Source organism: Hyphomicrobium denitrificans ATCC 51888, from assembly GCF_000143145.1.
Classification (GTDB): domain Bacteria; phylum Pseudomonadota; class Alphaproteobacteria; order Rhizobiales; family Hyphomicrobiaceae; genus Hyphomicrobium_B; species Hyphomicrobium_B denitrificans.
The window spans coordinates 2,075,783-2,099,219 of sequence record NC_014313.1 but is presented as its reverse complement, the minus strand read 5'-3'; the positions used below and the strand labels follow the sequence as shown (position 1 = coordinate 2,099,219).

The window sequence follows — 23,437 nt, the reverse complement described above, 5'->3', positions numbered from 1 at the left end:
TTGCACTCGGGGCCCATTCTGACGCAGGTATGGCTGCGATAACCTGTCATAAAAGTTGCGAGTCGCAGGTCCCTTACAACATTTCGGATTGGGCGAAAGTCGAAGACAATCACCGCGCGAGCCCCAGTGACGCACTTGACTTAAATCAAGGTTGCTAACTGTTCATCATCCGAGTGTGCGGCTTCCCTGGTGGGATCGGGAGGCAGCTTTGCAAGATGTATTGGACGAGCGCTCAGGATTAAGCGACTCGCTGGCGCTGATTAGCGCAGTCATAATGGGCGTAATTGGTCTGATCTTCGCGGTCGCTGGAGAGGAGGAAATACTCCGATTTCAGGGACTGCTTTTATTGGTTGCTGGCGTCGCGGCTGGTTTATATGTCGCAACCCATCCGACCAATCTCAGAGAAGAGAAGCGTTCCGGCTATTTCGATGGCCCAATTCGCGTCGCGACAATCGCGTGCGTGTTCTGGGGCGTCGCCGGCTTTCTTGTCGGCGACATTCTCGCTTGGCAGCTCGCGTTCCCGGCTCTCAATCTTGACCTGCCGTGGACCAACTTCGGCCGCCTGCGCCCGGTCCACACCTCAGCCGTCGTTTTTGCATTCGGCGGCAACGCGCTCATCGCGACATCGCTTTACGTGGTCCAGCGCACGAGCCAGGCGCGAATGCCGGGCAAATGGGCGCCGTGGTTCGTCGTTTGGGGATACCAGCTCTTTATCGTCATCGCCGCGACCGGCTATTTGATGGGCGTAACGCAAAGCAAGGAATACGCAGAGCCCGAGTGGTATGCGGATATCCTGCTGACGCTCGTGTGGGTCACCTATCTTCTTGTGTTCCTCGGCACGCTCAGAGGCCGCCAGGAACCGCACATCTACGTCGCGAACTGGTTCTTCCTCGGCTTCATCGTCACTGTCGCGATGCTGCATGTGGTCAACAACCTCGCGCTGCCGGTATCGTTTCTCGGAACGCTGAGCTACCCGCTGTTCCCCGGCGTCCAAGGTGCGATGACGCAATGGTGGTACGGGCATAACGCCGTCGGCTTCTTCCTGACGGCCGGCTTCCTCGGCATCATGTACTACTTCATTCCGAAGCGCGCCGAGCGCCCCGTGTACTCGTACCGCCTGTCGATCGTGCACTTCTGGTCGCTGATCTTCCTCTACATCTGGGCCGGTCCGCACCATCTCCACTACACCGCTCTGCCGGAATGGACGCAGACGCTCGGCATGACGTTCTCGATCATGCTGTGGATGCCGTCATGGGGTGGCATGATCAACGGTCTCATGACGCTCTCGGGTGCATGGGATAAGCTCAGAACCGACCCGGTCATCCGGCTGCTCGTCGTCAGTGTCGCCTTCTACGGCATGTCGACGTTCGAAGGACCGCTGATGTCCATCAAAGAGGTCAACTCGCTCTCGCACTACACCGACTGGACGATCGGGCACGTGCACTCGGGCGCGCTGGGATGGGTCGGCATGATCTCGTTCGGTGCCGTCTACTGCCTCGTTCCGTGGCTTTGGAAGCGCAAGGGTCTCTACTCGCAGAAGCTTGTCGAGTGGCACTTCTGGCTCGCGATGATCGGCATCGTTCTCTACATCTCGTCGATGTGGGTGGCGGGCATCACGCAGGGGCTGATGTGGCGTGCATACGACCGCCTCGGCTTCCTCAAGTATTCGTTCATTGAAACAGTCGAGGCGCTGCATTGGCCTTACGTCATCCGTGCGACAGGCGGCGTCCTGTTCCTGCTCGGCGGGTTGATCATGGCCTACAACATCTGGCGCACCATTCGCAGCGACGTGTCGGTCGACGTACGGGATCAGCCCGCGGTCGCCGCAGCACCGGAACTGCGCCCCGGCGCCATCGCAATGCCAGCCGAATAAGGAGCGATAATCGTGAACCACGCTATCTTCGAGCGAAACTCGATTATTCTTCTGATCGGCGCGCTGATTGTCGTGTCGATCGGCGGCATCGTCGAAATCGCACCGCTGTTCTACGTCAAATCGACAATCGAGAAAGTGCAGGGCATGCGCCCGTACTCGCCTCTCGAGCTTGCCGGACGTGACATCTACGTGCGCGAGGGCTGCTACAATTGCCATAGCCAGATGATCCGTTCGCTCCGCGACGAGGTCGAACGCTATGGTCATTACTCGCTGGCCGCGGAAAGTATGTACGATCATCCGTTCCAGTGGGGGTCGAAGCGCACGGGTCCGGATCTTGCTCGCGTCGGCGGCAAGTATTCGGATGCCTGGCACGTCGAGCACATGCGCGATCCGCGCTCGGTGGTGCCGGCGTCCATCATGCCGGGCTACCCGTTCCTCGATCAGACGCTGCTCGATACGTCGAATATTTCGCGGCGCATGAAAACCCTGCAGACGATAGGCGTGCCTTACACCGAAGAGATGATCGCCAACGCCGACAAGGACGTCGTTGCGCAAATCTCGCCGGACACGAAGGAGGCCAAGGCTCTGCTGGCGCGCTATCCGAAGGCGCAGGTGCGTAAGTTCGATGGCCAGGCGGCGGGAGAGAACGTCCCTCCGACGGAACTCGATGCCGTCATCGCCTACCTGCAGATGCTCGGCACGCTCGTCGACTTCACCAAGTTCGACGCCAGCGGTCCCAACCTGCGATAGGGGAGATTAGGCCGTGCCTTACGAAGACATACAAGTCGTTACGCAGATCGCGTCGCTCGCATTGTTCATGGGCATCATGATCGCCGCGTACATCTACGCTTTTCGCAGAAGCAACAAAGCTAAATTCGTCGAGGCGTCCGCTATGCCTCTTCGTGACGATGCGCCACCTGCCGATTGGGATAAGCAATGAGCCATCACAAAAAAATCGATGAAGTGACGGGTGTCGAAACGACCGGCCACGTCTGGGACGGCGACATCTGCGAACTGAACAAGCCGCTACCGAAGTGGTGGCTCTACACGTTCTACGCCTGCATACTCTGGTCCATCGGCTATTGGATCGTGTATCCGGCCTGGCCGCTGGTCAACAGCTACACGATGGGCGTGCTGGGGTTCAGCCAGCGCACGCAAGTGCAGAATGAGATCGACGAATGGAAGGCGGGGCAGGCGAAATATCGCACGCAGATCGCGGAGCTTCCGCTTGCCGACATCCGCAAGAATGAAGAACTCTTTCAGTTCTCGATCGCCGGCGGCGCAGCGCTTTTCGGTGAAAACTGCGCCGGTTGCCACGGTCGTGGTGCTCAGGGCGGCATCGGATATCCCAACCTGAATGATGACGATTGGCTATGGGGCGGAAATCTCGATCAGATTCACGAGACCATCTCCTACGGCATCAGAAACGGAAACCCGAAGGCGCACGATACGGCGATGCCGCATTTCGGAACCGACAAGATCCTCGATAATGCGCAGATCAGCGACGTCGCAAACTTCGTTCGCTCGTTCGCGCATCTCGACGTCGATGCCGAGGCGGCCAAGCGAGGCTCGCAAATCTATGCCGACAACTGCGCCGCCTGCCACGGTGAGCAGGGCAAGGGCAATCAGGACATGGGCGCCCCCAACTTGACGGATGCCATCTGGCTCTACGGCAGCTCGCAGGAAGCCGTCATGCAGAGCGTTCGCACGGGACGCGGCGGCATCATGCCGGCATGGTTGGAGCGTCTCGATCCAGTCGCAGTTAAAATGCTGACGCTTTTCGTGTATTCTCTCGGTGGAGGGCAAGCCGAAGCGGCGAGCGCTCCGGCCGCAACGGTGCCAGAAAAAGCCCAATGACGACGACGAGCAAACCGAACAAATTTCTGATCGGAGGGGATAGCGCTCACTCTGCGCCGTCCCCTACCACGCCGGCGCATTCGGATTACGTCTCACGCAAAAAGATCTACCCCAAGCTTGCGCGCGGGACGTTCCGAAATGTCAAATGGGTGGTGATGGCGATCACGCTCGGCATCTACTACATCGTGCCGTGGCTGCGCTGGAACCGTGGCGAGGGATTGCCGGATCAGGCCATTCTGTTCGACTTTGCCAATCAGCGTCTCTTGTTCGGGCCGATCGAAATCTGGGCGCAGGAATTCTACTACGTCACCGGGCTGCTCGTCCTCGGTGCGCTCAGTCTGTTCCTCGTGACATCGATCGCCGGTCGCATGTGGTGCGGATACGCCTGTCCGCAGACCGTCTGGACCGATCTCATGATCGCAGTCGAACGCTTCTGGCAGGGCGATCGCAACGCGCAGTTGCGTCTTGATGGTCAGGGCTGGACGTTCGAAAAGATCTGGAAGAAAACGGTCACACATCTGTCGTGGGTGCTGATCTCGCTCGCGACGGGCGGCGCGCTCGTTTTCTATTTCCGCGATGCGCCGACGCTGGGCGTCGAACTGCTGCACGGAACGGCGCCCGTCGTCGCCTACGTGTTTCTCGGGCTCTTCGCGCTCACGACCTATCTGCTTGGCGGCCTCGCGCGCGAGCAGGTCTGCATCTATATGTGCCCGTGGCCGCGCATCCAGGGCGCGATGGTCGATCACGACTCGCTCCTGATCTCGTATCGCGATCTTCGCGGAGAGCCGCGCGCTGCCCATAAGAAGGGCACGACTTGGGACGATCGCGGCGATTGCATAGATTGCCGCGCATGCGTCGCCGTTTGCCCGATGGGCATCGACATCCGCGATGGATCGCAGCTCGAATGCATCCAGTGCGCGCTGTGCATCGACGCCTGCAACGAGATCATGGATCGCGTGGAACGGCCGCGTGACTTGATCGCCTACACGACGATCGGCAACCTCTCCAACGCCACGACCGCACCGCGCGAGGGCTGGCGCATCATTCGCCCACGCACCATCCTTTATACGATTATGATCACGCTCGTCGCGTCTCTGATGGGCTGGTCGCTTCTCAATCGCGCCGATTTCGAGCTGAGCGTCATCCAGGATCGCAATCCGCTGTTTGTCGTTTTGAGCGACGGCGGCGTGCGCAACGGCTACACGGTGAAGATTGCGAACAAGATCGAGCATACGCGTCAATTCAAGCTGCGCTTCAGCGGCGTGCCTGGACTGCAGCCCAAATTCGTCGAGTTCGACGGCATCGATCCGACTATAGAAGTGGGGCCGTCGGAAGTGCGGGCGGTGAAGGTTTTCCTGTTGCTCCCCGGCGACAAGAAGAAAGACCTGAAGTCCGATGCGGAACCCGTGAAGATCGAACTCGACGAAGTTTCGAACGGACACTCGACGTCACGCACGACAACCTTTAGGAGCCCGTCATGAGCGCTGCGGTGTCAGAGAAAGGTACGATTCGCGGCTGGCACGTGCTTGCCGCCCTCGTCGGCTTCTTTCTGATCGTCACTGCCGTCGATGTCATCATGATCACGAAGGCGGTTTCGACATTCAGCGGCGACACGGCCGACGCTTATCGCAAGGGCTTGGCCTACAACCATACGCTCGAAGAAGAAGCCCTGCAGGATAAGCGCGGGTGGCACGAAAGCCGGTCGTTCGATTCCGCCACGGGGCGCCTTTCGATTACCGTCACCGATGAAAACAAGACGCCGGTCGACGGCCTCAACCTGCAGGCTGACATCGGCCGCGCGGCGACCGACATTTTCGACCGTAGCTTCGCGTTCGAGCCCTTGGGCAACGGCACCTACGGCGCCGAAATCGCCGGATTGTCGGAGGGCGCGTGGACGCTGTCGGTCAACGCATCGGATAACGGCAAGATCGTTTACAGATCGAGGGCCCGGATATGGAAGCAGCCCTAGATGCCCCGGTCGTAACGCACGAACCAAAGGCAACGTCACGTCAGACGGTCGTCCTCTCGGTGCCGACCATTGTTTGCGGGAATTGCCTCCGCTCGGTTGAAAATGCGCTGCGCACACTGCGGGGCGTCGAAGCGGCACGGGCCAACCTGACGACCAAACGCGTGTCGGTGGTCGTCGATCCCGAACTGAGTTCCACGGTCGACCTGACGACGGCGCTCGAGCGCGCCGGTTATCCGTCGGCACTTCTCGCGGACGATGCCGAAACCGAACAGAAGGCGCGCGTCAGCGAACTCGTCCCGCGCGTCGGCGTTGCCGGATTTGCAGCCGCCAATATCATGCTGCTGTCCGTTTCGGTCTGGTCAGGCCAGGCGAGCGACATGGACAGCTCCGTCCGCGAGTTGTTTCACTGGCTGTCGGCGCTCATCGCACTACCGGCCGTCGGCTATGCGGGCCAGCCGTTCTTCAGATCGGCGATTGCGGCGCTGAAGGCGCGGCGTCTCAACATGGACGTGCCGATCTCTCTCGGCGTCCTGCTGGCGACGGGCATGAGCCTCTTCCAGACGATGCGGAATTCGGATCAGATCTACTTCGACGCCGCCGTTACGCTTCTGTTTTTCCTGCTGATCGGCAGGGCCCTTGACGAGCGCATGCGCACGAAGGCGCGGGGCGCGGCCGAAAACCTGCTGGGCCTCAGGGCAAAAGACGCCACGATCGTCGAAAGCGATCAGACGACCAAGGTCATTTCCGCGGCGAAACTCAAGCCCGGCATGATCATCGCAGTCGCGGCGGGCGAGCGCGTTGCGGGCGACGGCGAAATCATTTCCGGCCAGAGCGAAATCGACGAGAGCCTGATCAGCGGCGAAACACGGCCGCGCGCCGTTAGCGCTGGCGATTCCGTCTATGCCGGAACCGTCAACTGCGGCGGCGCCTTGCGCGTGCGCATTACGGCTGCCGAAGAAAACACGCTGCTGAGCGAAATCGGGCGCATGATGCTCGCCGCCGAGCAAAGCCGCGGCCGCTACGTGCGTCTCGCGGATCGCGCCTCGCGCCTCTATGCACCCGCCGTGCACGTTCTCGGCTTGACGACCTTTGTCGTCTGGATGCTGATCGGCGCGCCGTGGGAGCAGGCGCTGACCTATGCGATCGCGGTGCTGATCATCACATGCCCCTGCGCGTTGGCGCTGGCCGTGCCCGCCGTGCAGGTCGCCGCGATGAGCAGGTTGTTCAGCAAGGGCGTCATCGTCAAGGCACCCGATGGGCTCGAGCGTCTCGCCGAAATCGATTGCGTCATCTTCGACAAGACCGGCACGCTGACGACCGGAGAGCTACGCCTCTGGACCAGCGGCAGCATCGATACGGTCGCGCTCGCACGTGCAGGCTCGATTGCCGGAGCAAGCAGGCATCCTTACGCGCAGGCGCTCGTGAAAGCGGCCCGCGAACAGGGCATTCGCGCGCCAGCCGTCGACGACGTGCAGGAAGTCGCCGGTTCCGGTCTCATCACGACCTCGGCCGGTGTCGAAGAAAAAGTGGGCTCCGCCGCTTGGGTTGGCGCCGGCGCTGGCCAGGCATCGATCTGGTACGGCGCCGCAGGCAAACCGCCCGTCGGCTTCGATTTCGTCGATGAACCGCGGAAGGACGCGAACGCCTGCGTTTCTGAACTGCAGCGCTCCGGATACATGGTCAGCGTGCTGTCGGGCGACCGGCGCGATGCCGTCGAGCAGACAGCCGTCGCTTGCGGCATCGAGGGTTGGGCCGCCGAAGTTCGCCCCGATCAGAAGCTGCAGACGATCGAAGCGTTGAAGGCGCAGGGCTACAAGACGCTGATGGTCGGCGACGGCCTCAACGATGCGCCCGCACTTGCCGCTGGACATGCCTCGCTGTCGCCCGCGTCGGCCATCGACATCGCCCAGAATGCCGCCGACGCCGTCTTTCAAGGCGAACTGCTGCAGCCGGTCATCGAGACGCTGGCGATCGCCAAAGCCGCGCGCAGTCTGGCGCTTCAGAACTTTGCGATCGCGATCGTTTACAATTCCGTTTTCGTGCCGCTCGCGATGTTGGGTTACGTGACGCCGTTGATTGCGGCATTGGCCATGTCCGGCTCATCCATTATGGTGACCGCCAACGCGCTTCGGCTACGTTCGATGAAACTGCATCTGCCAATGATCGGAACATCGCAATGACTGCGCTCGCTTGGCTCATTCCTGCTGCGTTGACGCTCGGTATGATGGGCCTGGCAGGCTTCCTTTGGGCGCTCCGCAGCGGCCAGTTCGACGATCTCGAAGGTGCCGGCTGGCGCGCTATCAGCGACGATAACGATGTCGCCGATGCGCCGCCGCATCGAGGACCGGCAGGCGATGCTTGAGCAGGACTTCATTCGCGGTGCAGCTGCGGGGCTCGCCAGTGCATTCCATTGCAGCACGATGTGCGGCGGGATCGCCTGCGGCGCCAATATGCTGCTCGGAGCGAAGTCGCCCGGCGATAGGAACCTCAATCTCGCATTGATGCAAGTCGGGCGCATCGCGACCTATTCCGCGATCGGCGGCGTCGCGGGCCTGCTCGGCGGCTCAGTGCTTGCCAACTCGCCTTTCAGCAATCCGGCCGTTCTGCAATGGGCAACGGCAGTGTCGCTGCTTTGGATGGGCATGGTCCTCGCCGGAGTGATGCCACGGCTCGCACTGATTGATAGTGGCATGCAGGCCATCGCGTCGCGCGCGAACACGCTTCTGCGGCCCGCCGGACAGACCCGTTACATTGCGCCGGTGACGATGGGTGTGGTCTGGGGACTGAACGCCTGTCCGATGGTCTACGGCGCGGCGTTCCTCGCCTCGCTCACCCAGACGAGCGTCCAAGGCGCGACGTTCATGCTGGGCTTCGGCATCGGAACCGTTCCTGCCGTGATCGCGTCGGCGCTTGGATTGTCGTGGCTCAGCCAGCGTGCCGACGGGACGCGATGGAAACCATTTGCAGGATTAGCGCTCGCAGCTGCCGGCGTAGCGGTCATCTACTTTCCGCAGCATTTCGCCAATCTGCTGTGTCTCGTTCAATAGCTTGAAGCTCTCCAATCATCGGAAACAGAGCGAGCGCGATCAATTCGATCACGCTCGCCTCATTGCTTCCCGACGGGAGTCGTTCGCAGCGCCGCTTATGATTTGAAGAACTGATAGTCCGGCAATGCTTTCAGCGAATCCTTGGTGCCGTCGGTGACGATCTTCAGGCTCGTCCCGTCGCGCGTGATCTTGAGATTGCTGAACGGGACCGAGACGTATTTTTCGCCCAGACCGAGGAAGCCGCCGACGCTCAGCACGACCTCGTCCATCGAGCCATCGGCTTTGAGAACGATATCTTCGACGCTGCCGATATTCTCGTTGGTGCTGTTGTAAACTTTCGTGCCGACAAGCTTGCTGGTGCGGAATTCATCCGCCGTTTGCATGTTGTCAGCTGCAAACACGGGCGCACTGATTGCGCTTGCAGCAAGAACCGCAGACGCTGCAAGGCTCTTCAGGAAAAGACGGGTCATGTATGCCTCCATTACACAGGTGCATACAAATCGCCTGACGCCCCTATTGGTTCCCCGCAATGCTTTTGGTGAACGCTCGCATCCGGGTTTGGTGAGCCGTAAACGCCGCGCAGTTAATGGCGCTTATGCGCTGTAGCGCTTGACGAACAGCAGCGCGCAAGCGAGGCAGCCGGCGGCTGCGGCTCCGATGATGATCAGGGCCAGCCAATCGGCGCCCGCGTATCCCCAGAATGCGCTCATGACGTGCGAGCCTCCGTCAGCAATCCCGTGTCTCTCATCCGCGTCTTGCCGAAATCGGTGAGGGCGTAATGGAATGTCAGCATCGGCTTGCCGCGAATGGTTTTCAAATCCGATTGCAGCCGTGCCACCAGGCCGCCGGCAGCCAGTTCGTCGAGAGCAATGCGCACGCTATTCTCCCAGTATTCCCCCGAAAGACCATATTCGCGAAGCGCCCTCGCGATCAGTTCTTCGTCCCAAAGGCTGGCGGAGCGGCTAAGCTCGACCAGCAGGAAGCCCTTCTGATGCAGCTTCATGGTGTACTCACCCCTGTGCCTATATCGCGAAGCTGAGCAACGGATTCAGCGGGCTCGCTGAACATGACGAAACTGCCGAGCACTGTCAGTACGAGGCCGATGAGGAAATACCATTCCGGCAGCTGCAGCGTGAAGGCGGCGATGAAGATGAGCGCGAAGATCGCATAGAGATTGCCGATCGCTTCGCCGCGCCCGACGCCGATGAGAGTGAAGCTTTTATAGAACGAGGTGTAGCAATATGCGTGACAAGCGGCAGCAAGCAGGATCCACAGCACCGCTTTGCCGTGCGTCATCGTATCGACGATCAAGGTTCCGATCGGATACTCTGTGAACAGCGCCAGAAATGGCAGGATCAAAAGTCCCCAGAAGAAGATCTCGAACGTGAAGCGGCATTGAATACCGGCATCGGGGTCGGACACGTCGATCGCGCGAGCCGCAACCGCGCCTTCCAGTCCCCAGCCAATAGCCGACATGATGCCGCCGACATAGCCGAGCCACGCATGGTTGCTTGAAATGTCGAGTTCGCCGAACAGGCCCGGCCCGTAAATCGCGATGCCGCCCATGATGATGATCGCCATGCCGAGGGCAGCGCGCCCGGTGATCTTTTCCTTGAACCACAGCCGCGCGACGACGGCGCCGATGACAGGATAGAAGAGGGAGGTCACAGCCGCAAATACCGGACCGACAAAGCCCATCGCCATGTAGGAACCGAATATCGCGAGCGGCCCTCCGCAGAGAGATGCGAGCGCGTACCACTTCGAGATCCGGCGAAAGCGAACGATCGTGCGGCCGTAATCCGGGATCTTCCCGAGCGCCCCGTTCCAAAGCAGCAGAAAGCCGAAAATCATGATCGCGTGAATCCACGTCATGACCGCCGTTGCAGCGAGGCGAAGTCCCATGTCGTCGGCCGCGATATCGACGTAGGGTTTCTCATACCAGAGCGCAGTCCCCGGCACGTACCAGGCGCCCCAGAGCACTGCTGTCCACAACGCCCAGGCGAACCCCCAACGCTGCAAGCGCGCGTAGTGCGCCTTGAGTGCTTCTGTCCGGAGCCCGTCAACGGTCTCGGCTGTGGCCATCAGAAAGTCCCTTCGCTGCGCAGCACACAAAGTTCAGCCGAAAATCGACGCCGCCGGCTTTCAAACGTATCGGTCGGATTAGTTTTTACTGGCGAGGATCAGACAATAGTGCCAATTGGCATCATTCGCCGCGCGTCACCTTTGCGGGGCAGGCTTTTGATGCTCCGAGACGGACGGTCGACCTCGCACCATGAGCGGCAAATCCAAGACAACACCGGTCACACGCCTGACCGACGAGGAATGGTTTCACCGCACCGGCCGGGTCGCGATGTCGATCGGTCAGGACACGTTTCACCGCGAGCTTCTTGAACTATTCGGCTCTGCGATGCAGCACGATTCCAGCTGGATCATGCGCTACTCGCGCTTCGCGCCGCCCGACGTCCTTTATACGCACAACGTGCCCGACGAGATCGTGCAGCTCTACACGCGCGAATGCTCGACGATCGATCCGTATTCGAGCCATTGGAAAACCCGCGGCGCACCCGGCGTTCTGACGCTGTCGCGTCTCAAATCAGAGAATGTCGAGTTCATCATATACGAGAAGATGTTTGGCGCCGCCGCCAACATTTCCGACGAACTCGCAATGTTCTTCACCACGGTCGGACATTGTTGCCTGGCGTTATTCCTGGTGCGCGAGAAGGGCACGTTCTCGGCTGCCGACGTCGCGAGGGCGGAGCTGATCTTTCCGGCGCTCGACGGCTATCACCATGCGCATCTAAGCTCGCTGTTCAACGAGCTCAAATACAGCAACCGGTCTGGTATGGACGCCTTCATAAAACGTCCGATGCTCATTCAGGACCGCTTTCACGAGCAGGTCTATGCGAGCGACTCCTGGATTCAGGCCGCAGCACAAGACCCGGCGATCGACGAGATCGTGCACGCAGGAGCAAGCAAGGCGGCGCAGAAGTTCGAACTGCGGAATTTCATTCTGCGATCCGAGGCGCTCGATCGCCACTTTCCTCTCGCGCCGGGCGGACGCATCTACGCGCTGGAGCCGAACGCCTCGGCGAAAACCCAGCACGAGCATGTCGATCAGGTTGCCGCCACGCTCAGCGACTTCACACGGCGAGAGCGTGAAATACTGGCGCTCATCATGATGGGGCAAAGCACGGGCGAGATCGCGCAAAAGCTCGAAATAAGCAAAGGCACGATCAAGAATTGCCGCTTGCGCATCTATCGCAAGGCCGATGTCACGTCTGAGCGGGCGCTGGTGAACAAGTTCACCTCGATATTCAGGTGATCGACGCCGCATCAGCGTTCAATACAACCTGAACGAATATATCAGCGCGCGTTGCCTGGCAGCAGCGATCAAAGCGACATTGCTGAGGCGTCAACCGCGAGGCTCTCGGAGGGCCGGTATTCGCGGAGCATTTCTGATGTGCCCGAAGCAAACTCCGCGCGATGCTCCGGCGGGGTGCGCAACGATTCCAGATACGAGATGGCGTTGACGTCGATGAGCCCGACCATCGCGGGAATATAGGGGAGGTCGAGAAGCTTCGCGATCATGGTGCGATGCAGTCCGGAGCCGCGCATGACGGCAAATCGGCCGGCTGCGTCGATGCCGATTTGAACACCGCCGTACTCTCGAAAATTCCAGGGCTTCAATTGCTTCTGGGTCTTGAACGCTCGTTCTCTTTCAATGCGGCGATAGAGTTCATCCAGCTTGCGATAGCGCCGCGCCACCGCTGATTTGGTATTATGGCTGATGCCGGCACGAAAGAACTTCACGCGCGTCATGCGATTGATGAAGTCGGGCGTTTCCTCCCAAGGCAAGCCATCGCGCCAATGCATCAGACTGGACTTCACCGGGATCACGTCTTCCAGCGGCGAGAAGCTCAAGCCACGGCGCTCGAAATCGACAATGCGCCCGCTCGTCCGACGATTATTCAATCCTTCAGGTAGTTGCCCCATGTAGAAGTTGATCTTTTTCGGATCGACCCAAATGAGTTCGGCCGTTCTCGGCGCTGCCGTGCCAAACACGGCGTGATTTTCCCTGTCCCGGTGGAGGGCACGCAGCGCGATCATGATCTGCTTGATGTCGTGAATGGCCATCATGTCCTCGACGACTGAAGAATGATGTTTCGGGCAGCAGCGACCGACGTTTCGATGTCGCCGCCGTTGTGAAATAGAACGTACGTTGTCGGCGTACGGCGCGATAAGCAGTCGAAGACAAGACGGTCGTATCGCGCATGTCCGGCTTCGGTCATTTCTCGCTTGCGCTGCGAGAGACGCGCATTGGGAACCAGGAGATGCATGACCGGGATGCGATGTCCGAAGACGCGCGACAGCCGGGAAGCCCGGTGGAGCCTCGGATGGTCGGATTTTCGGTCGACGATGACGAAATCGATCAGCGCGCGGTCGACGAGCGTCAGCTTGCGTCCCGGAAATAGGTTCAGAAACGGAAGGGCCGCGGCAGCGCGCACATAGTTGAAGGGCGCCAGCGTGTCGTCAAACTTTTCCCGGCCCTGAAACAGCAGCGGTCGGATCAGCGCGACAGCAATCTTGTAGAGAATGGAATTTCGATAGAGCCGCTTGCCGACGTAGCTATTGAATCTATTCGGCTCGGCCTCGCGGAGTTTTTTGATGACGCTGGTTTTGCCGGAGCCGTCGCAGCCCATGATCGACATGCTGCGCGTTTTGCGGGGAGCGTCGAGCCACGCCGCGCGCATCTCCGTCACGACCTTGTGGCGGAATCGTCTCGATGGTCTCGCGGCAGGCCAGAGCTTATTGTCCGCAAGCAGCTTGCGGCTGACCGCCAGCGCCTGTTCGTCGATCTTGCCCGAGTGCTGGATCCGAGCGAGTGCAGCAGCCAATTCGGAAGAGCCAGCCGAAGCGCACGTGCTTTCGTAGTTCGAGAGTCGTCCGCGCACGTGATCGTTGTCGAGCTTCCGCTTCTTGCTGATCAGATGCTCAAGGTAGATCGCCGCTTCGATCTCAGGCGGTAATCTCACGATCCCGTTTGACGCCCCGGCCAGATGAGCGACATCTTCGAACCTGAGATAGTTCGCGCCGCCGGCAAGCTGCCAAAGCTCGATCCAGAAATCGAAACAGAGGCTGTCGCGTCCGTCGATGTCGAAAATCTCGAGGCCTACCTTATCGGTAGAGCGCGATCGTATGACCGCATGACATTCGCCCGCGAGCGTCCACTCAAACACCGCACTCAATAGTGCGTCTACGGACGAACGGCTGACGAGGAGGTCAACGTCTCCGCGACCGATATCCTCTGCGCTGAGCGGGGCTCCGCGAAGCTGCACGAAGCACCAGGGTCCATTCCGAATTCGGTCGATGATCGAGGAAAGATCTGACCGTGCATTTTCAAGCGGTGCGGCGCCGATGTGGTTTTGCCACTTGTGAGCTTTATCCGCCGGAAGTGCGCTCGCAGTCTCGCCGATCAACCGCCAATCGGCGTCAGAAATTTCCAGCTTTTGCGACACGCGCAGCGTCGTCATGCTGTCGAAAACCCGCGTCGCAAGGTGGAAGAATGAGTGCGGATCGCCCGGCCATTCGAGGGGCTCATCAATGCGAGATCGAAAACGGTGCTCTCGGCCGCCGCGCGGCGCCGTCGGTTCGGCGCTCGGAATTTTATTCTCGCATGACGGAACGATGCCGCCGCCCGGCGCCTTGAACTCCGCATCAGCACGGTCCTCCCGTCTGAATTTGCTTCGTCAATCAAGCCAAATGGTCGAAAGCAGAATAGGCCAAGTAGCCTAGGTAGGGCGCCCTATTGTCACAAAAATGTCAAGGGTCCGACATGGAATTGTTATGTATGGAAACCGTTTGTGAGCGGGGCCGAGGTCTACGAGGCCGCAGCAGCCTCTCTGCGTCACCCGGCAGTCGTACATGCTTGATCTCGCAGCACTCGGTCCAATGTCGAGTCGAATGGACGGGACAGCCGCATATCATCCGCCGACAGCCTTAGTATTTAAGCGGTCGCGGACTTGGTTCCGTTCATCCAGGCTTGGCCTAGTTCCCAGGCAACAGAAAGAATTATGGGACCAACAAAGAGGCCAATAATTCCATAGGCGATCGTCCCGCCAATGACGCCGATGACGATGACCAACATGGGAGTAGTGAGACCACGTGTCATTAAGATCGGGCGCAAAACGTTATCCAATAGCCCAATTGGTACCATGTAGGCGGTAAACAAAAGGGCGTGCAGCGCTTCCTGAGTCATCCAACTCCAAACAAGGATCGGCAGAAAGAGAACGCCTGGACCAATTTGGAGAATTCCAAGTACCAGCGAAGCGAAAGCGAAAATGCCCGCGCCGGGTACGCCGGCCACAAGAAAACCGATCCCTCCAAGAAACGATTGCAGCAATGCAACCCCAAGAACGCCACGAGAAATATTGCGGATAGTTGCGCCGGCCAGTTCCACCATTTCTGTACCTCGCGGGTTCAGAACGCGTTCCATTATCCGAGCAAGTACTTTGACAAGCTTGGGGCCTGGGCAAAAGAGAAAACCTGCTACGATAATCGAGAGCAGGAACTTGAGCAGCCCAATCAAAACGTTCGACGCAACCTGGAGGAGCCAGCCAGCCACAGGTTTCAACGCGGGTGCTAATTCAGCGAGTTGCGAGCTGATGTCCGTAATGGCGCGCGTCCAAAGCCGATAGATTTGATCTCCAGCGATTGGCCAATCTTTGATCGATTCTGGAGGGGCAGGAATGGATAATCCGCTGTCAAGTTTTTGGACAATGACTTCCACTCCATTGAGCAGACCGAAGCCAAGCCACGTCACAGGTGCTAAGACGACAAGCATGCAAAGTAACGTAACGAATGCGGCGGCAAACTTCGGGCTATTGAGCCAATGTGCGAGCCAGCGGTAGATGGGGTAAAGCGCCACTGTCAGAATGGCGCTCCACACTAAGATCGTCAGAACCGGAGCAACGATTGCAAACGACAAATAAGCTAGCAACGTAAGCAAGCTGATACGAATAGCAAGATCGATCGCGACGGTCTGATCCTTCTGCGTATCGATCTCCGGCATTCGTTAAATTCCGGTTCAACTACGATCTCTATGCGCTTGGGCTATCTGTCTTCTTAGCCATCGGGTCCATGAATTTGCGCGAATAACTTCCACCACTTTAGCTTAGATCCAGTGCGGTAAATTTATCCTGGGCATCCGCGATGGCGATGTCCCAATTGAGGGATACGCCTTTTGTAAAAGGGTGCCCCCTATATCGAACCAATAGCACGCTACGCTCCATTGAAGGGAGCCAATCAATGATGAATTGGGGCGAATATATCAGCTGATCGTTGACCCTCATACTAAGTCGTCACCAAGGAAGCGTCCACAGTTTGTGTGTTGTCATGCTGAGCAGCTTCGATCCTCCGAGTCATTATTAGCATCAACTTCCATATTAAACGCTCTTGGCTCTCACGATGATTTTCGATAATATATCTCTCGATGGCTTTGGCGTGTCGTCCTTAGGCAAGTGTTCGGATTAAATCTTCAACCCTAAGAGGATTTAATGACATCGCCGCGAGCGAACTTTTGAATTACTGACTAGGGCACGAACCAACTTCGGTATCGGCTCTCCTACGAGATATATCACTTCGACGCACGTTCTCGGATCGTAGCCAACACAACACAGATTGTGGGGTACTAGGAAGGAGAGCGGCATGCGCAACACATTAGGCGCGGTCGTTGCACTTTATTTGATGTCATTTCCGGCCCTTGCGCAGCCGAATGAAGCCCCATCACAAATATCAGTCGGCGTCGTAACCGCTGCGCGCAAGCCAATTGCAAAATCACTGGATTTCGTTGGCCGTGTCGAAGCTATCGATCGTGTTGAGATCAGGGCGCGTGTCACTGGTTACCTGGAAGAGGTCGAATTCAAAGAAGGCGACTTGGTGCAGGCTGGCGCGTCCCTCTACAAAATCGAGAAGGGGTTGTTTCAGGCCGCAGTTGGAGAAGCGGCGGGCGCACTCGACCGGAGCAAGGCCGCAAAGGTATTGAGCGAAGTCCAACTGCAACGTGCTGAAGAATTGTATGAGAGGAACGTTGGCTCAGCCGTCGCGCGCGATCAGGCGCGCGCCACTGATGAACAGGCCAAGGGCACGATCCTTATCGATCAGGCCAACCTGGACACGGCTAAGATCAACCTCGGCTACACCGATATTGTTGCCCCGGTGACGGGAAAAATCGGTCGAACGAACGTCACCAAGGGAAACGTCGTAAGCCCCGAGAGCGGGCCTTTGACGGTCATCGTCAGCCAAGATCCCATGTACGTTACGTTCCCTGTTAGCCAGCGGGAATTCCTGCGTTTGCAGCAGACAGGCAAACAACTCGACGTCACTCAGTTGAAAGCCAATTTGCAATTCGCCGATCTCAGCAAGTACGACCAGGAAGGCACCATCAATTTCGTCGATGTTACGGTCAATCGCACGACCGATACCGTGCTCGTTCGTGCCGCCTTTCCGAATCCGAAAGGCGTACTCATCGACGGGCAACTCGTCCATGTATCGATTGAAGCGGGCAAGCCTGTCGAAAAAGTCGTCATCCCGCAGTCGGCACTCATCGCCGATCAGCAAGGGACATACGTCTTCGTCGTCGATGACGGAAAAGCCGCTATCCGGAGGGTAAAGACCGGCGGCGAAAGCGGAGGCACGAGCATCATCGTCGAGGAGGGCTTGAGCGGAGGGGAGCAGGTTATTGTCGACGGTCTGCAGAGCGTGCGCCCAGGCGCAGCCGTGATCGCAACGCCTGCCCTTCAACTCCAGGATCGGAGTTGAAGGGATGTTATCCTCTATCTTCGTCGACCGCCCAAGACTTGCCATTGTCATCGCGATCGTCACGACGATAGCGGGCGTCCTAGCGCTATACGCAATCCCCTTTGCTCAATATCCGGATATCGTTCCGCCGCAAGTGCAGGTCACGACGACGTACCCGGGAGCCAATTCATCCGTTGTCGACACTTCGATCGCGCAACCCATCGAAGCGCAGGTCGTCGGCGTTGATAAGATGATCTACATGAAGAGCGTGAGCGGGGACGACGGCAGCTATACGCTGATCTGCTCATTCGAACTCGGAACCAATCCCGATATAAATACCGTGAATGTCAACAATCGGGTCCAAGTCGCGCTATCGAGCTTGCCACCCGAGGTTCAGCGCCAAGGCGTGTCCGTTAAGAAGAAATCCTCAGCCCTTCTTGGCGTTGTGGCGCTTTACTCGCCCAAGCACACCCATGATCCGCTCTTTCTGTCCAACTACGTCACGATCAACCTGCTCGACCAAATAAAGAGCACACCGGGCGTTGGTGACGCCGTCCTTTGGGGACCGCAAGACTACGCGATGCGGGCTTGGGTCAAAACCGACAGATTGACCGGATTGGGACTGACGACCGGTGACGTCATCAATGCGATCCAGGCTCAGAACGTTCAAGCTGCCGTCGGCAGGATAGGCGCGCGGCCGATATCAAACGAGCAGCAACTTCAACTCAATATCCAAACGAAAGGCCGCCTCAATAGCGTTGCTGATTTTGAGAAGATCGTACTGCGGACCAACCCTGACGGCTCGGTGCTGCGGCTGGGCGACGTTGCCCGGCTTGAACTGGGAGCCGCAAATCTGGATCGCGATACTCTATTCAACGGGGGGCCCGCCGCCGTTATAGCGATCTACCAATCGCCAGGGGCCAACGCGATCACCACCTTGAAAGCGGTGCGCACCAAGCTTGAAACCGCCGAGAAGCGGTTTCCTGATGACATGGCTTGGAAGGTTACCTACGACCCGACGCAATTCGTGACGGACACCATCCATGAAGTGCGCAAGACTCTGATTGAAGCGTTCATTCTTGTGGTGCTCGTCGTTTATCTCTTTCTGGGCAGCGTTCGCGCAACACTGATACCGACTCTCGCGGTTCCGGTTAGCTTGATCGGCGCATTTATTGTTCTGCTGGCGATAGGATATTCGGCAAACACAGTCTCGCTACTCGCAATTGTCCTCGCGATTGGCATTGTGGTCGACGACGCCATCGTCGTGGTCGAGAATGTCGAACGCGTGATGGAAGAACATCCGGAGCTATCGCCGCCCGAGGCCACGAAACGAGCCATGGCCGAAATCACGGCTCCGATCATTGCCATAACGTTGGTTCTGCTCTCCGTCTTTGTGCCTGTCGCCTTTATTCCGGGCATTTCCGGAGAACTGTTTCGTCAGTTCGCAGTGACCATTGCCGTTGCGATGCTTTTGTCGGCGATCAATGCTCTAACGCTGTCCCCAGCGTTGTGCGGCATTCTCCTCACACCGCATCATGGGCCGCGACGAGGCCCGATCGGCGCAATCATGCGGGCGATCGACAATGTGCGGGACGCCTATGGCGCAGCCGTCGCTCGCTTGTTGCGAATTTCTCTGTTTGGCCTGGCGTTAGTGGGCGTCGCGCTCGCAGGCACCTATGGGCTGGCCAAGGTGACTCCAACAGGATTTCTCCCCGAGGACGACCAAGGCGCATTGTTTGTGCTCGCACAGCTCCCCGGTGGCGCATCGGTGGGCCGCACAATTGATGTCGTCCGCCAGACCGAGGAGATTCTCAAAGGCGAAGCCGCCGTTCAGGACGTGACCTCGGTCGTGGGCCTCAATTTTATTGATAACTATTCGCAGTCAAATGCTGCGTTCATGGTCGTGACGTTAAAGCCATTTGAGCAACGCAAGGATCGCGCTCTGGGTGTGCGTTCGCTGATTCAACGTCTCGGCCCCAAGCTCAGAGAGATTCCTGGAGGTACGGTCGTGCCGTTGGCACCGCCGCCGATCATCGGCCTCGGATCTGGAGGCGGGTTTGCGTATGTCCTTCAGGACCTGCGGGGAGGGGATCCGAAAGCATTGGCCCAAGTTTTGCGCGGGCTACTCGTTGCCGCTAACCAGGACCCAAAACTGGACCGCGTGTTCAGTACTTTCTCGGCAACAAACCCTTCGCTGTATCTCGATATCGATCGCGATAAAGCGCAGATTTTGGGAGTACGGCTCAACGATGTTTTTCAAGCTTTGCAAGCGTCCCTTGGCGGGTATTTCGTCAACAACATGAATCTGTACGGCCGCACCTGGCAGGTACAGGTTCAAGCGGATGCCTCGGATCGTTCTAGTATCGACGATCTCTACCGGATCAACGTGCGCAATGAAAAAGGCCAGATGATCCCGATGCGGAGCCTCGTCGAGGTTCGAGTCGTCGTCGGTCCGCCATCGATCATTCGCTATAACAATCTTCGCGCGGTCACGATTCAAGGATCCCCGGCAGCAGGCGTGTCCTCTGGACAAGCGCTGAACGCGATGGAGGCAGTCGCCGCCCGCACCCTGCCGGATGGTTATGCCGGTGAATGGACAGACACAGCGTTCCAAGAGAAGCGAGCAGAGGGAAAAACCGCGCTCATCCTCGGGTTTGCGCTGCTGTTCGCCTACTTATTCTTGGTAGCTCTCTATGAAAGTTGGACGATTCCGGTGCCGGTTCTTCTTTCCGTCAGCGTCGGCGTGTGCGGAGCTTTCGCAGCCATCGCCATCGGGGGGTTGACCCTCGATCTCTATGGACAAATCGGGATGGTCGTTCTTATCGGTCTTGCGGCGAAGAACGGCATATTGATTGTCGAATTCGCAAAAGAGCAACGCGAGCGTGGGGTTGCGCTCGATGAAGCCGCCACGGAGGGGAGCCGTTTACGCTTCCGTCCGGTGATGATGACTTCCTTTGCCTTCATCCTGGGACTGCTTCCTCTTGTCGTCGCAGTCGGCGCTTCCGAACTCGCACGTCGCAATGTCGGGACACCCGTCTTCGGCGGAATGATAGCCGCATCCATCATCGGCATATTCGCAATCCCGTCCCTTTACGTCACCTTCCAAGCCATACGCGAGAAATTTAGGCCTTCAGCCCGCCCTGCGACGAAGCCGGAGATTAAACAGGCTGCATGAGCTTGCGGCGATACCAGCCACATGAAATTAATCGCAATATACGAAACGATGTGGTCGCGGATATTCCAATTGGCTTGCACAGAATTTTCTGCGCAGCGCAATAAGAACAAGCACGTCGGCACTTCCTGCTATCTTGCAACCGTCACGGGGCAATGCGCACGGGCAACTACACTGCTTGAGACCGAGCCAAGCACGAGCCGCGCTATGTTGCCTTTGCCGCCCGTACCGACGACGATATGGTCAATTCCATTGTCCTCGGCATAAACGACGATGGAGCGCGCCGCATCGCGGCTTCTCACGCTTACCGTCTTGGGATTGGAAATACCCGCTTTACTCGCGACAGCAGAAGCATTGTCGAGAACGCGTTTCTCGTCGGAATCTTCCCAGGTATACACAATAATTCCACCTCGCCCGTCGCCTCCGGCAGGCAAATTGACGGCGAGTAGAGTGAGGTCGGCTCCAGTAGCTTTTGCCAGTTCAGCCGCTTGCGTTATTGCGCTCTCGGAATGGCCGGTATCGTCTACTGCACAAAGCACTTTATGGGTCATTCTTTTGCTCCATTTGGAGTAAGCTTAGTTTGCTCGCCAGTCCCTCAGCCGTGATCAACGCTATCGTTTCACAAAATAGATTGCTATAGATAATTATATTATCGCACATTTAGTGATTACCATAAATCTGAAAAGCCAGTCCCTGCAACGAAAGGAATTTAATGGCGCCGTCTGGGCGCGTCTAATCGATGATGTGGTAGCCGCCATCAATATAGAGCGTTTCGCCGGTTATCAGTTTCGCCCCGTCCATGCCGAGAAAGGCTACCGCAACGCCGACATCGTCGATCGAGACTAGGCTCCGGCTTGGCGCTTTTGATTGTGCCTTTTGAAGAAGCTTATCAAATGCCGTAATTCCAGATGCGGCGCGCGTTTTCAGAGGACCGGGAGATATTGCGTGCACCCGGATGCCTTTTGGTCCTAATTCGGCGGCCAAGTATCTTGTCGTCGATTCAAGAGCGGCTTTCACTGGGCCCATGATGTTGTAGTGCTCCACGACCATTTGCGAGCCGTAGTAAGTCATCGTGAACAAGGCGCCACCTGATTTCATGAGTGGCTCGGCAAGCTTGGCCATCCTGATAAACGACCAGCACGAAATCTCCATTGCACGAAGAAATCCATCTCTGGAGCAATCGACGACGCGACCCTGCAGGTCATCCTTCGGAGCAAACGCGAGGGAGTGAAGGCATAGATCGAGCCTTCCCCACCTCTTCTCAATTTTTTCGAATACGTCCTCAAGTTGCCCTTCATGCTGGAGGTCGAGAGGCATGAGGATTTGCGCGCCGACCTCTTTAGCCAGGGGTTCGACGTGCGGTTTAGCTTTTTCATTAAGATACGTAACCGCAACGTCTGCGCCGAATGCGTGAAATGCCTTAGCACATCCCCACGCTATGGACTGATCGTTTGCGATGCCGGTAACGAGCGCCTTTTTGCTTTTGAGCAAGTTTAGCGAAGAAACATCAATCATGCCCGCTTCTCCTTGGGCATTTTTTGCATTTGCAACATTTGCAATGTGTGCCTTGCAATCATCAGCTCTTCGTCGGTCGGCACCACGTAACACCCAACACGGGAGGCATCGCTGGAGATGCGGAGTTGGTTTTTTCCGTTCGCTGTTTCCGACAGTTCTATCCCAAAGCACGACATGCGAGCGACCACCGCTCGGCGAATTGCCGGCGCGTTTTCTCCAATTCCGGCGGTAAAGACCAAGCCATCGATTCCGCCCAATGCCGTCGCGAGCATCCCCCCGAAAAGCGCGATGCGATAGGCAAAGTAGTCGAGTGCCAGCTTGGCCCTTGGGTCGACGCTCGAGAGCAAATCTCTGACGTCATTGCTAATGCCTGATAGGCCCTTGAGACCGCAATCGTTATAAAGGAAATGCTCGACGTCTTTAACGCTCATGCCCTTTTCATTCATAAGATAGAGCACGACGCCAGCGTCGATCTGACCTGGACGCGTACCCATCGGCAAACCGTCCAGAGCCGTAAATCCCATGCTGCTTTCAATGCTCTTTCCTCCTTGTTGCGCACACATCGATGCGCCGCTTCCCAGGTGAGCGACGACGACCCGATGATCGCCAATTTCAGGAGCGACTTGCGGAATCCTCGATGCAATATACTCGTACGACAACCCGTGAAATCCATATCGGCGCACGCCCTCACGATAAAATCGATCAGGAATCGCGTAGCGGTCCGCAATTTCCGAATGATGTCTATGAAAAGCAGTGTCGAAACACGCGACCTGCAAGAGGTGCGGCTGTCGCTCCAGAACGATTCTTATTGGTGCGAGGTTGTTCGGTTGGTGAAGAGGTGCAAGGGGCACAAATCGCTGTAGGTGATCTAGGACGCGGGAGTTGAGCAACGTTGGTTCAATAAATTCCGGTCCTCCGTGGACGACCCTATGCCCGACCGCAACGGGCAGCCTTCCAACATACTCACGTAGGAACACGACCAGTCTATCAAGTGCGTGATGCAATTCGCCGACTTCGTCGGTCCCCCACACCTTATCAATGACACGTTGACCGGTAGCATCGCTTGCAACTAATCGTGGCCTTGTCCCAATACCCTCGATCTGACCTCTAAGCCGCCGATCGAGTTGTTTTTCGGGCGCAATTGCAAACAGCTGAAATTTAATACTCGAGCTGCCCGCGTTGATGACCAGTATGGTATCGGACATTGG

At 57.9% G+C, this 23,437-nt stretch carries 21 protein-coding genes; 12 read left to right on the top strand and 9 right to left on the bottom strand.

Going from position 1 to position 23,437, the window contains the following annotated elements; all coding sequences use genetic code 11:
• The first annotated feature begins 274 nt into the window (after positions 1 to 274).
• Genes ccoN through HDEN_RS10075 form a run of 9 tightly spaced genes read left to right on the top strand, consistent with a single transcriptional unit; the run spans position 275 to position 8,746 of the window.
• Entirely contained in the window at positions 275 to 1,873 is a 1,599-nt protein-coding gene (ccoN, locus tag HDEN_RS10115) for a cytochrome-c oxidase, cbb3-type subunit I (protein WP_245256610.1), read from the top strand.
• A gap of 12 nt (positions 1,874 to 1,885) precedes the next feature.
• Positions 1,886 to 2,623 (top strand): cytochrome-c oxidase, cbb3-type subunit II, encoded by a 738-nt coding sequence (ccoO, locus tag HDEN_RS10110; RefSeq protein WP_013216009.1) that lies wholly within the window; start codon positions 1,886 to 1,888, stop codon positions 2,621 to 2,623.
• A gap of 13 nt (positions 2,624 to 2,636) precedes the next feature.
• Entirely contained in the window at positions 2,637 to 2,813 is a 177-nt protein-coding gene (locus tag HDEN_RS10105; protein ID WP_013216008.1) for a cbb3-type cytochrome c oxidase subunit 3, read from the top strand.
• Positions 2,810 to 3,730, top strand: coding sequence for a cytochrome-c oxidase, cbb3-type subunit III (ccoP, locus tag HDEN_RS10100; protein WP_013216007.1), 921 nt, complete (start codon positions 2,810 to 2,812; stop codon positions 3,728 to 3,730). Before HDEN_RS10105 ends, ccoP begins: the two co-directional genes overlap by 4 nt.
• A complete protein-coding gene (gene ccoG / locus HDEN_RS10095; protein WP_013216006.1) occupies positions 3,727 to 5,211 on the top strand; it encodes a cytochrome c oxidase accessory protein CcoG in 1,485 nt (494 codons plus the stop codon). Before ccoP ends, ccoG begins: the two co-directional genes overlap by 4 nt.
• Entirely contained in the window at positions 5,208 to 5,699 is a 492-nt protein-coding gene (locus tag HDEN_RS10090; protein ID WP_013216005.1) for a FixH family protein, read from the top strand. The genes ccoG and HDEN_RS10090 overlap by 4 nt, the downstream gene beginning before the upstream one ends.
• Positions 5,684 to 7,879, top strand: a complete 2,196-nt coding sequence (locus HDEN_RS10085) for a heavy metal translocating P-type ATPase (protein ID WP_013216004.1) — start codon at positions 5,684 to 5,686, stop codon at positions 7,877 to 7,879. The genes HDEN_RS10090 and HDEN_RS10085 overlap by 16 nt, the downstream gene beginning before the upstream one ends.
• Positions 7,876 to 8,061: a cbb3-type cytochrome oxidase assembly protein CcoS gene (gene ccoS, locus HDEN_RS10080; protein WP_013216003.1), complete on the top strand. Its 186-nt coding sequence runs from the start codon at positions 7,876 to 7,878 to the stop codon at positions 8,059 to 8,061. The genes HDEN_RS10085 and ccoS overlap by 4 nt, the downstream gene beginning before the upstream one ends.
• A complete protein-coding gene (locus HDEN_RS10075; protein ID WP_245256791.1) occupies positions 8,024 to 8,746 on the top strand; it encodes a sulfite exporter TauE/SafE family protein in 723 nt (240 codons plus the stop codon). The genes ccoS and HDEN_RS10075 overlap by 38 nt, the downstream gene beginning before the upstream one ends.
• A 95-nt stretch (positions 8,747 to 8,841) precedes the next feature.
• Here the strand turns inward: HDEN_RS10075 and HDEN_RS10070 are convergent, their stop codons facing one another.
• The 3 genes from HDEN_RS10070 to HDEN_RS10060 all read right to left on the bottom strand — a co-directional run bounded on the left by HDEN_RS10070 (position 8,842) and on the right by HDEN_RS10060 (position 10,828).
• Complete coding sequence (locus tag HDEN_RS10070; RefSeq protein ID WP_013216001.1) at positions 8,842 to 9,216, bottom strand: PRC-barrel domain-containing protein; 375 nt, start codon at positions 9,214 to 9,216, stop codon at positions 8,842 to 8,844.
• A 236-nt stretch (positions 9,217 to 9,452) separates the two neighbouring features.
• Positions 9,453 to 9,749, bottom strand: a complete 297-nt coding sequence (locus HDEN_RS10065) for a hypothetical protein (RefSeq protein WP_013215999.1) — start codon at positions 9,747 to 9,749, stop codon at positions 9,453 to 9,455.
• Positions 9,746 to 10,828: a DMT family transporter gene (locus HDEN_RS10060; protein ID WP_013215998.1), complete on the bottom strand. Its 1,083-nt coding sequence runs from the start codon at positions 10,826 to 10,828 to the stop codon at positions 9,746 to 9,748. The genes HDEN_RS10065 and HDEN_RS10060 overlap by 4 nt, the downstream gene beginning before the upstream one ends.
• A gap of 190 nt (positions 10,829 to 11,018) precedes the next feature.
• On the opposite strand from HDEN_RS10060, the gene HDEN_RS10055 reads away from it, so the two are divergent.
• A complete protein-coding gene (locus tag HDEN_RS10055) occupies positions 11,019 to 12,068 on the top strand; it encodes a helix-turn-helix transcriptional regulator (RefSeq protein ID WP_013215997.1) in 1,050 nt (349 codons plus the stop codon).
• A gap of 68 nt (positions 12,069 to 12,136) precedes the next feature.
• On the opposite strand, the gene HDEN_RS10050 is transcribed toward HDEN_RS10055, so the two are convergent.
• The 3 genes from HDEN_RS10050 to HDEN_RS10040 form a co-directional block, all read right to left on the bottom strand.
• Complete coding sequence (locus HDEN_RS10050) at positions 12,137 to 12,880, bottom strand: hypothetical protein (protein ID WP_013215996.1); 744 nt, start codon at positions 12,878 to 12,880, stop codon at positions 12,137 to 12,139.
• Positions 12,880 to 14,277 (bottom strand): hypothetical protein, encoded by a 1,398-nt coding sequence (locus tag HDEN_RS10045; RefSeq protein ID WP_013215995.1) that lies wholly within the window; start codon positions 14,275 to 14,277, stop codon positions 12,880 to 12,882. The genes HDEN_RS10050 and HDEN_RS10045 overlap by 1 nt, the downstream gene beginning before the upstream one ends.
• Positions 14,278 to 14,750: 473 nt before the next feature.
• Positions 14,751 to 15,815: an AI-2E family transporter gene (locus tag HDEN_RS10040; protein ID WP_013215994.1), complete on the bottom strand. Its 1,065-nt coding sequence runs from the start codon at positions 15,813 to 15,815 to the stop codon at positions 14,751 to 14,753.
• Between the two features lie 635 nt (positions 15,816 to 16,450).
• Here HDEN_RS10040 and HDEN_RS10030 point away from each other — a divergent pair.
• Both HDEN_RS10030 and HDEN_RS10025 read left to right on the top strand, forming a co-directional pair.
• On the top strand, positions 16,451 to 17,563 hold the full coding sequence (locus HDEN_RS10030) for an efflux RND transporter periplasmic adaptor subunit (RefSeq protein ID WP_013215993.1): 1,113 nt from the start codon (positions 16,451 to 16,453) through the stop codon (positions 17,561 to 17,563).
• A 4-nt stretch (positions 17,564 to 17,567) separates the two neighbouring features.
• A complete protein-coding gene (locus HDEN_RS10025; protein ID WP_013215992.1) occupies positions 17,568 to 20,717 on the top strand; it encodes an efflux RND transporter permease subunit in 3,150 nt (1,049 codons plus the stop codon).
• A 128-nt stretch (positions 20,718 to 20,845) separates the two neighbouring features.
• Here HDEN_RS10025 and HDEN_RS10020 read toward each other — a convergent pair whose 3' ends face one another.
• The 3 genes from HDEN_RS10020 to HDEN_RS10010 form a co-directional block, all read right to left on the bottom strand.
• Positions 20,846 to 21,265, bottom strand: a complete 420-nt coding sequence (locus HDEN_RS10020) for a universal stress protein (RefSeq protein WP_013215991.1) — start codon at positions 21,263 to 21,265, stop codon at positions 20,846 to 20,848.
• 181 nt (positions 21,266 to 21,446) lie between these two features.
• Entirely contained in the window at positions 21,447 to 22,229 is a 783-nt protein-coding gene (gene fabI / locus HDEN_RS10015; protein WP_013215990.1) for an enoyl-ACP reductase FabI, read from the bottom strand.
• Complete coding sequence (locus HDEN_RS10010) at positions 22,226 to 23,434, bottom strand: acetate/propionate family kinase (RefSeq protein WP_013215989.1); 1,209 nt, start codon at positions 23,432 to 23,434, stop codon at positions 22,226 to 22,228. Before HDEN_RS10010 ends, fabI begins: the two co-directional genes overlap by 4 nt.
• Positions 23,435 to 23,437 lie beyond the last annotated feature (3 nt).

Excerpts from the sequence above, each read along its gene's own strand:
- ccoS (WP_013216003.1), top strand. The coding sequence starts at position 7,876 with ATGACTGCGCTCGCTTGGCTCATTCCTGCTGCGTTGACGCTCGGTATG.
- fabI (WP_013215990.1), bottom strand. The coding sequence starts at position 22,229 with ATGATTGATGTTTCTTCGCTAAACTTGCTCAAAAGCAAAAAGGCGCTC.
- HDEN_RS10090 (WP_013216005.1), top strand. The coding sequence starts at position 5,208 with ATGAGCGCTGCGGTGTCAGAGAAAGGTACGATTCGCGGCTGGCACGTG.
- HDEN_RS10050 (WP_013215996.1), bottom strand. The coding sequence starts at position 12,880 with ATGGCCATTCACGACATCAAGCAGATCATGATCGCGCTGCGTGCCCTC.
- HDEN_RS10020 (WP_013215991.1), bottom strand. The coding sequence starts at position 21,265 with ATGACCCATAAAGTGCTTTGTGCAGTAGACGATACCGGCCATTCCGAG.
- ccoG (WP_013216006.1), top strand. The coding sequence starts at position 3,727 with ATGACGACGACGAGCAAACCGAACAAATTTCTGATCGGAGGGGATAGC.
- HDEN_RS10030 (WP_013215993.1), top strand. The coding sequence starts at position 16,451 with ATGCGCAACACATTAGGCGCGGTCGTTGCACTTTATTTGATGTCATTT.
- HDEN_RS10010 (WP_013215989.1), bottom strand. The coding sequence starts at position 23,434 with ATGTCCGATACCATACTGGTCATCAACGCGGGCAGCTCGAGTATTAAA.
- HDEN_RS10070 (WP_013216001.1), bottom strand. The coding sequence starts at position 9,216 with ATGACCCGTCTTTTCCTGAAGAGCCTTGCAGCGTCTGCGGTTCTTGCT.
- HDEN_RS10055 (WP_013215997.1), top strand. The coding sequence starts at position 11,019 with ATGAGCGGCAAATCCAAGACAACACCGGTCACACGCCTGACCGACGAG.
- HDEN_RS10075 (WP_245256791.1), top strand. The coding sequence starts at position 8,024 with ATGCGCCGCCGCATCGAGGACCGGCAGGCGATGCTTGAGCAGGACTTC.
- ccoN (WP_245256610.1), top strand. The coding sequence starts at position 275 with ATGGGCGTAATTGGTCTGATCTTCGCGGTCGCTGGAGAGGAGGAAATA.
- HDEN_RS10060 (WP_013215998.1), bottom strand. The coding sequence starts at position 10,828 with ATGGCCACAGCCGAGACCGTTGACGGGCTCCGGACAGAAGCACTCAAG.
- HDEN_RS10040 (WP_013215994.1), bottom strand. The coding sequence starts at position 15,815 with ATGCCGGAGATCGATACGCAGAAGGATCAGACCGTCGCGATCGATCTT.
- HDEN_RS10045 (WP_013215995.1), bottom strand. The coding sequence starts at position 14,277 with ATGACGACGCTGCGCGTGTCGCAAAAGCTGGAAATTTCTGACGCCGAT.
- HDEN_RS10085 (WP_013216004.1), top strand. The coding sequence starts at position 5,684 with ATGGAAGCAGCCCTAGATGCCCCGGTCGTAACGCACGAACCAAAGGCA.
- HDEN_RS10025 (WP_013215992.1), top strand. The coding sequence starts at position 17,568 with ATGTTATCCTCTATCTTCGTCGACCGCCCAAGACTTGCCATTGTCATC.
- HDEN_RS10065 (WP_013215999.1), bottom strand. The coding sequence starts at position 9,749 with ATGAAGCTGCATCAGAAGGGCTTCCTGCTGGTCGAGCTTAGCCGCTCC.
- ccoP (WP_013216007.1), top strand. The coding sequence starts at position 2,810 with ATGAGCCATCACAAAAAAATCGATGAAGTGACGGGTGTCGAAACGACC.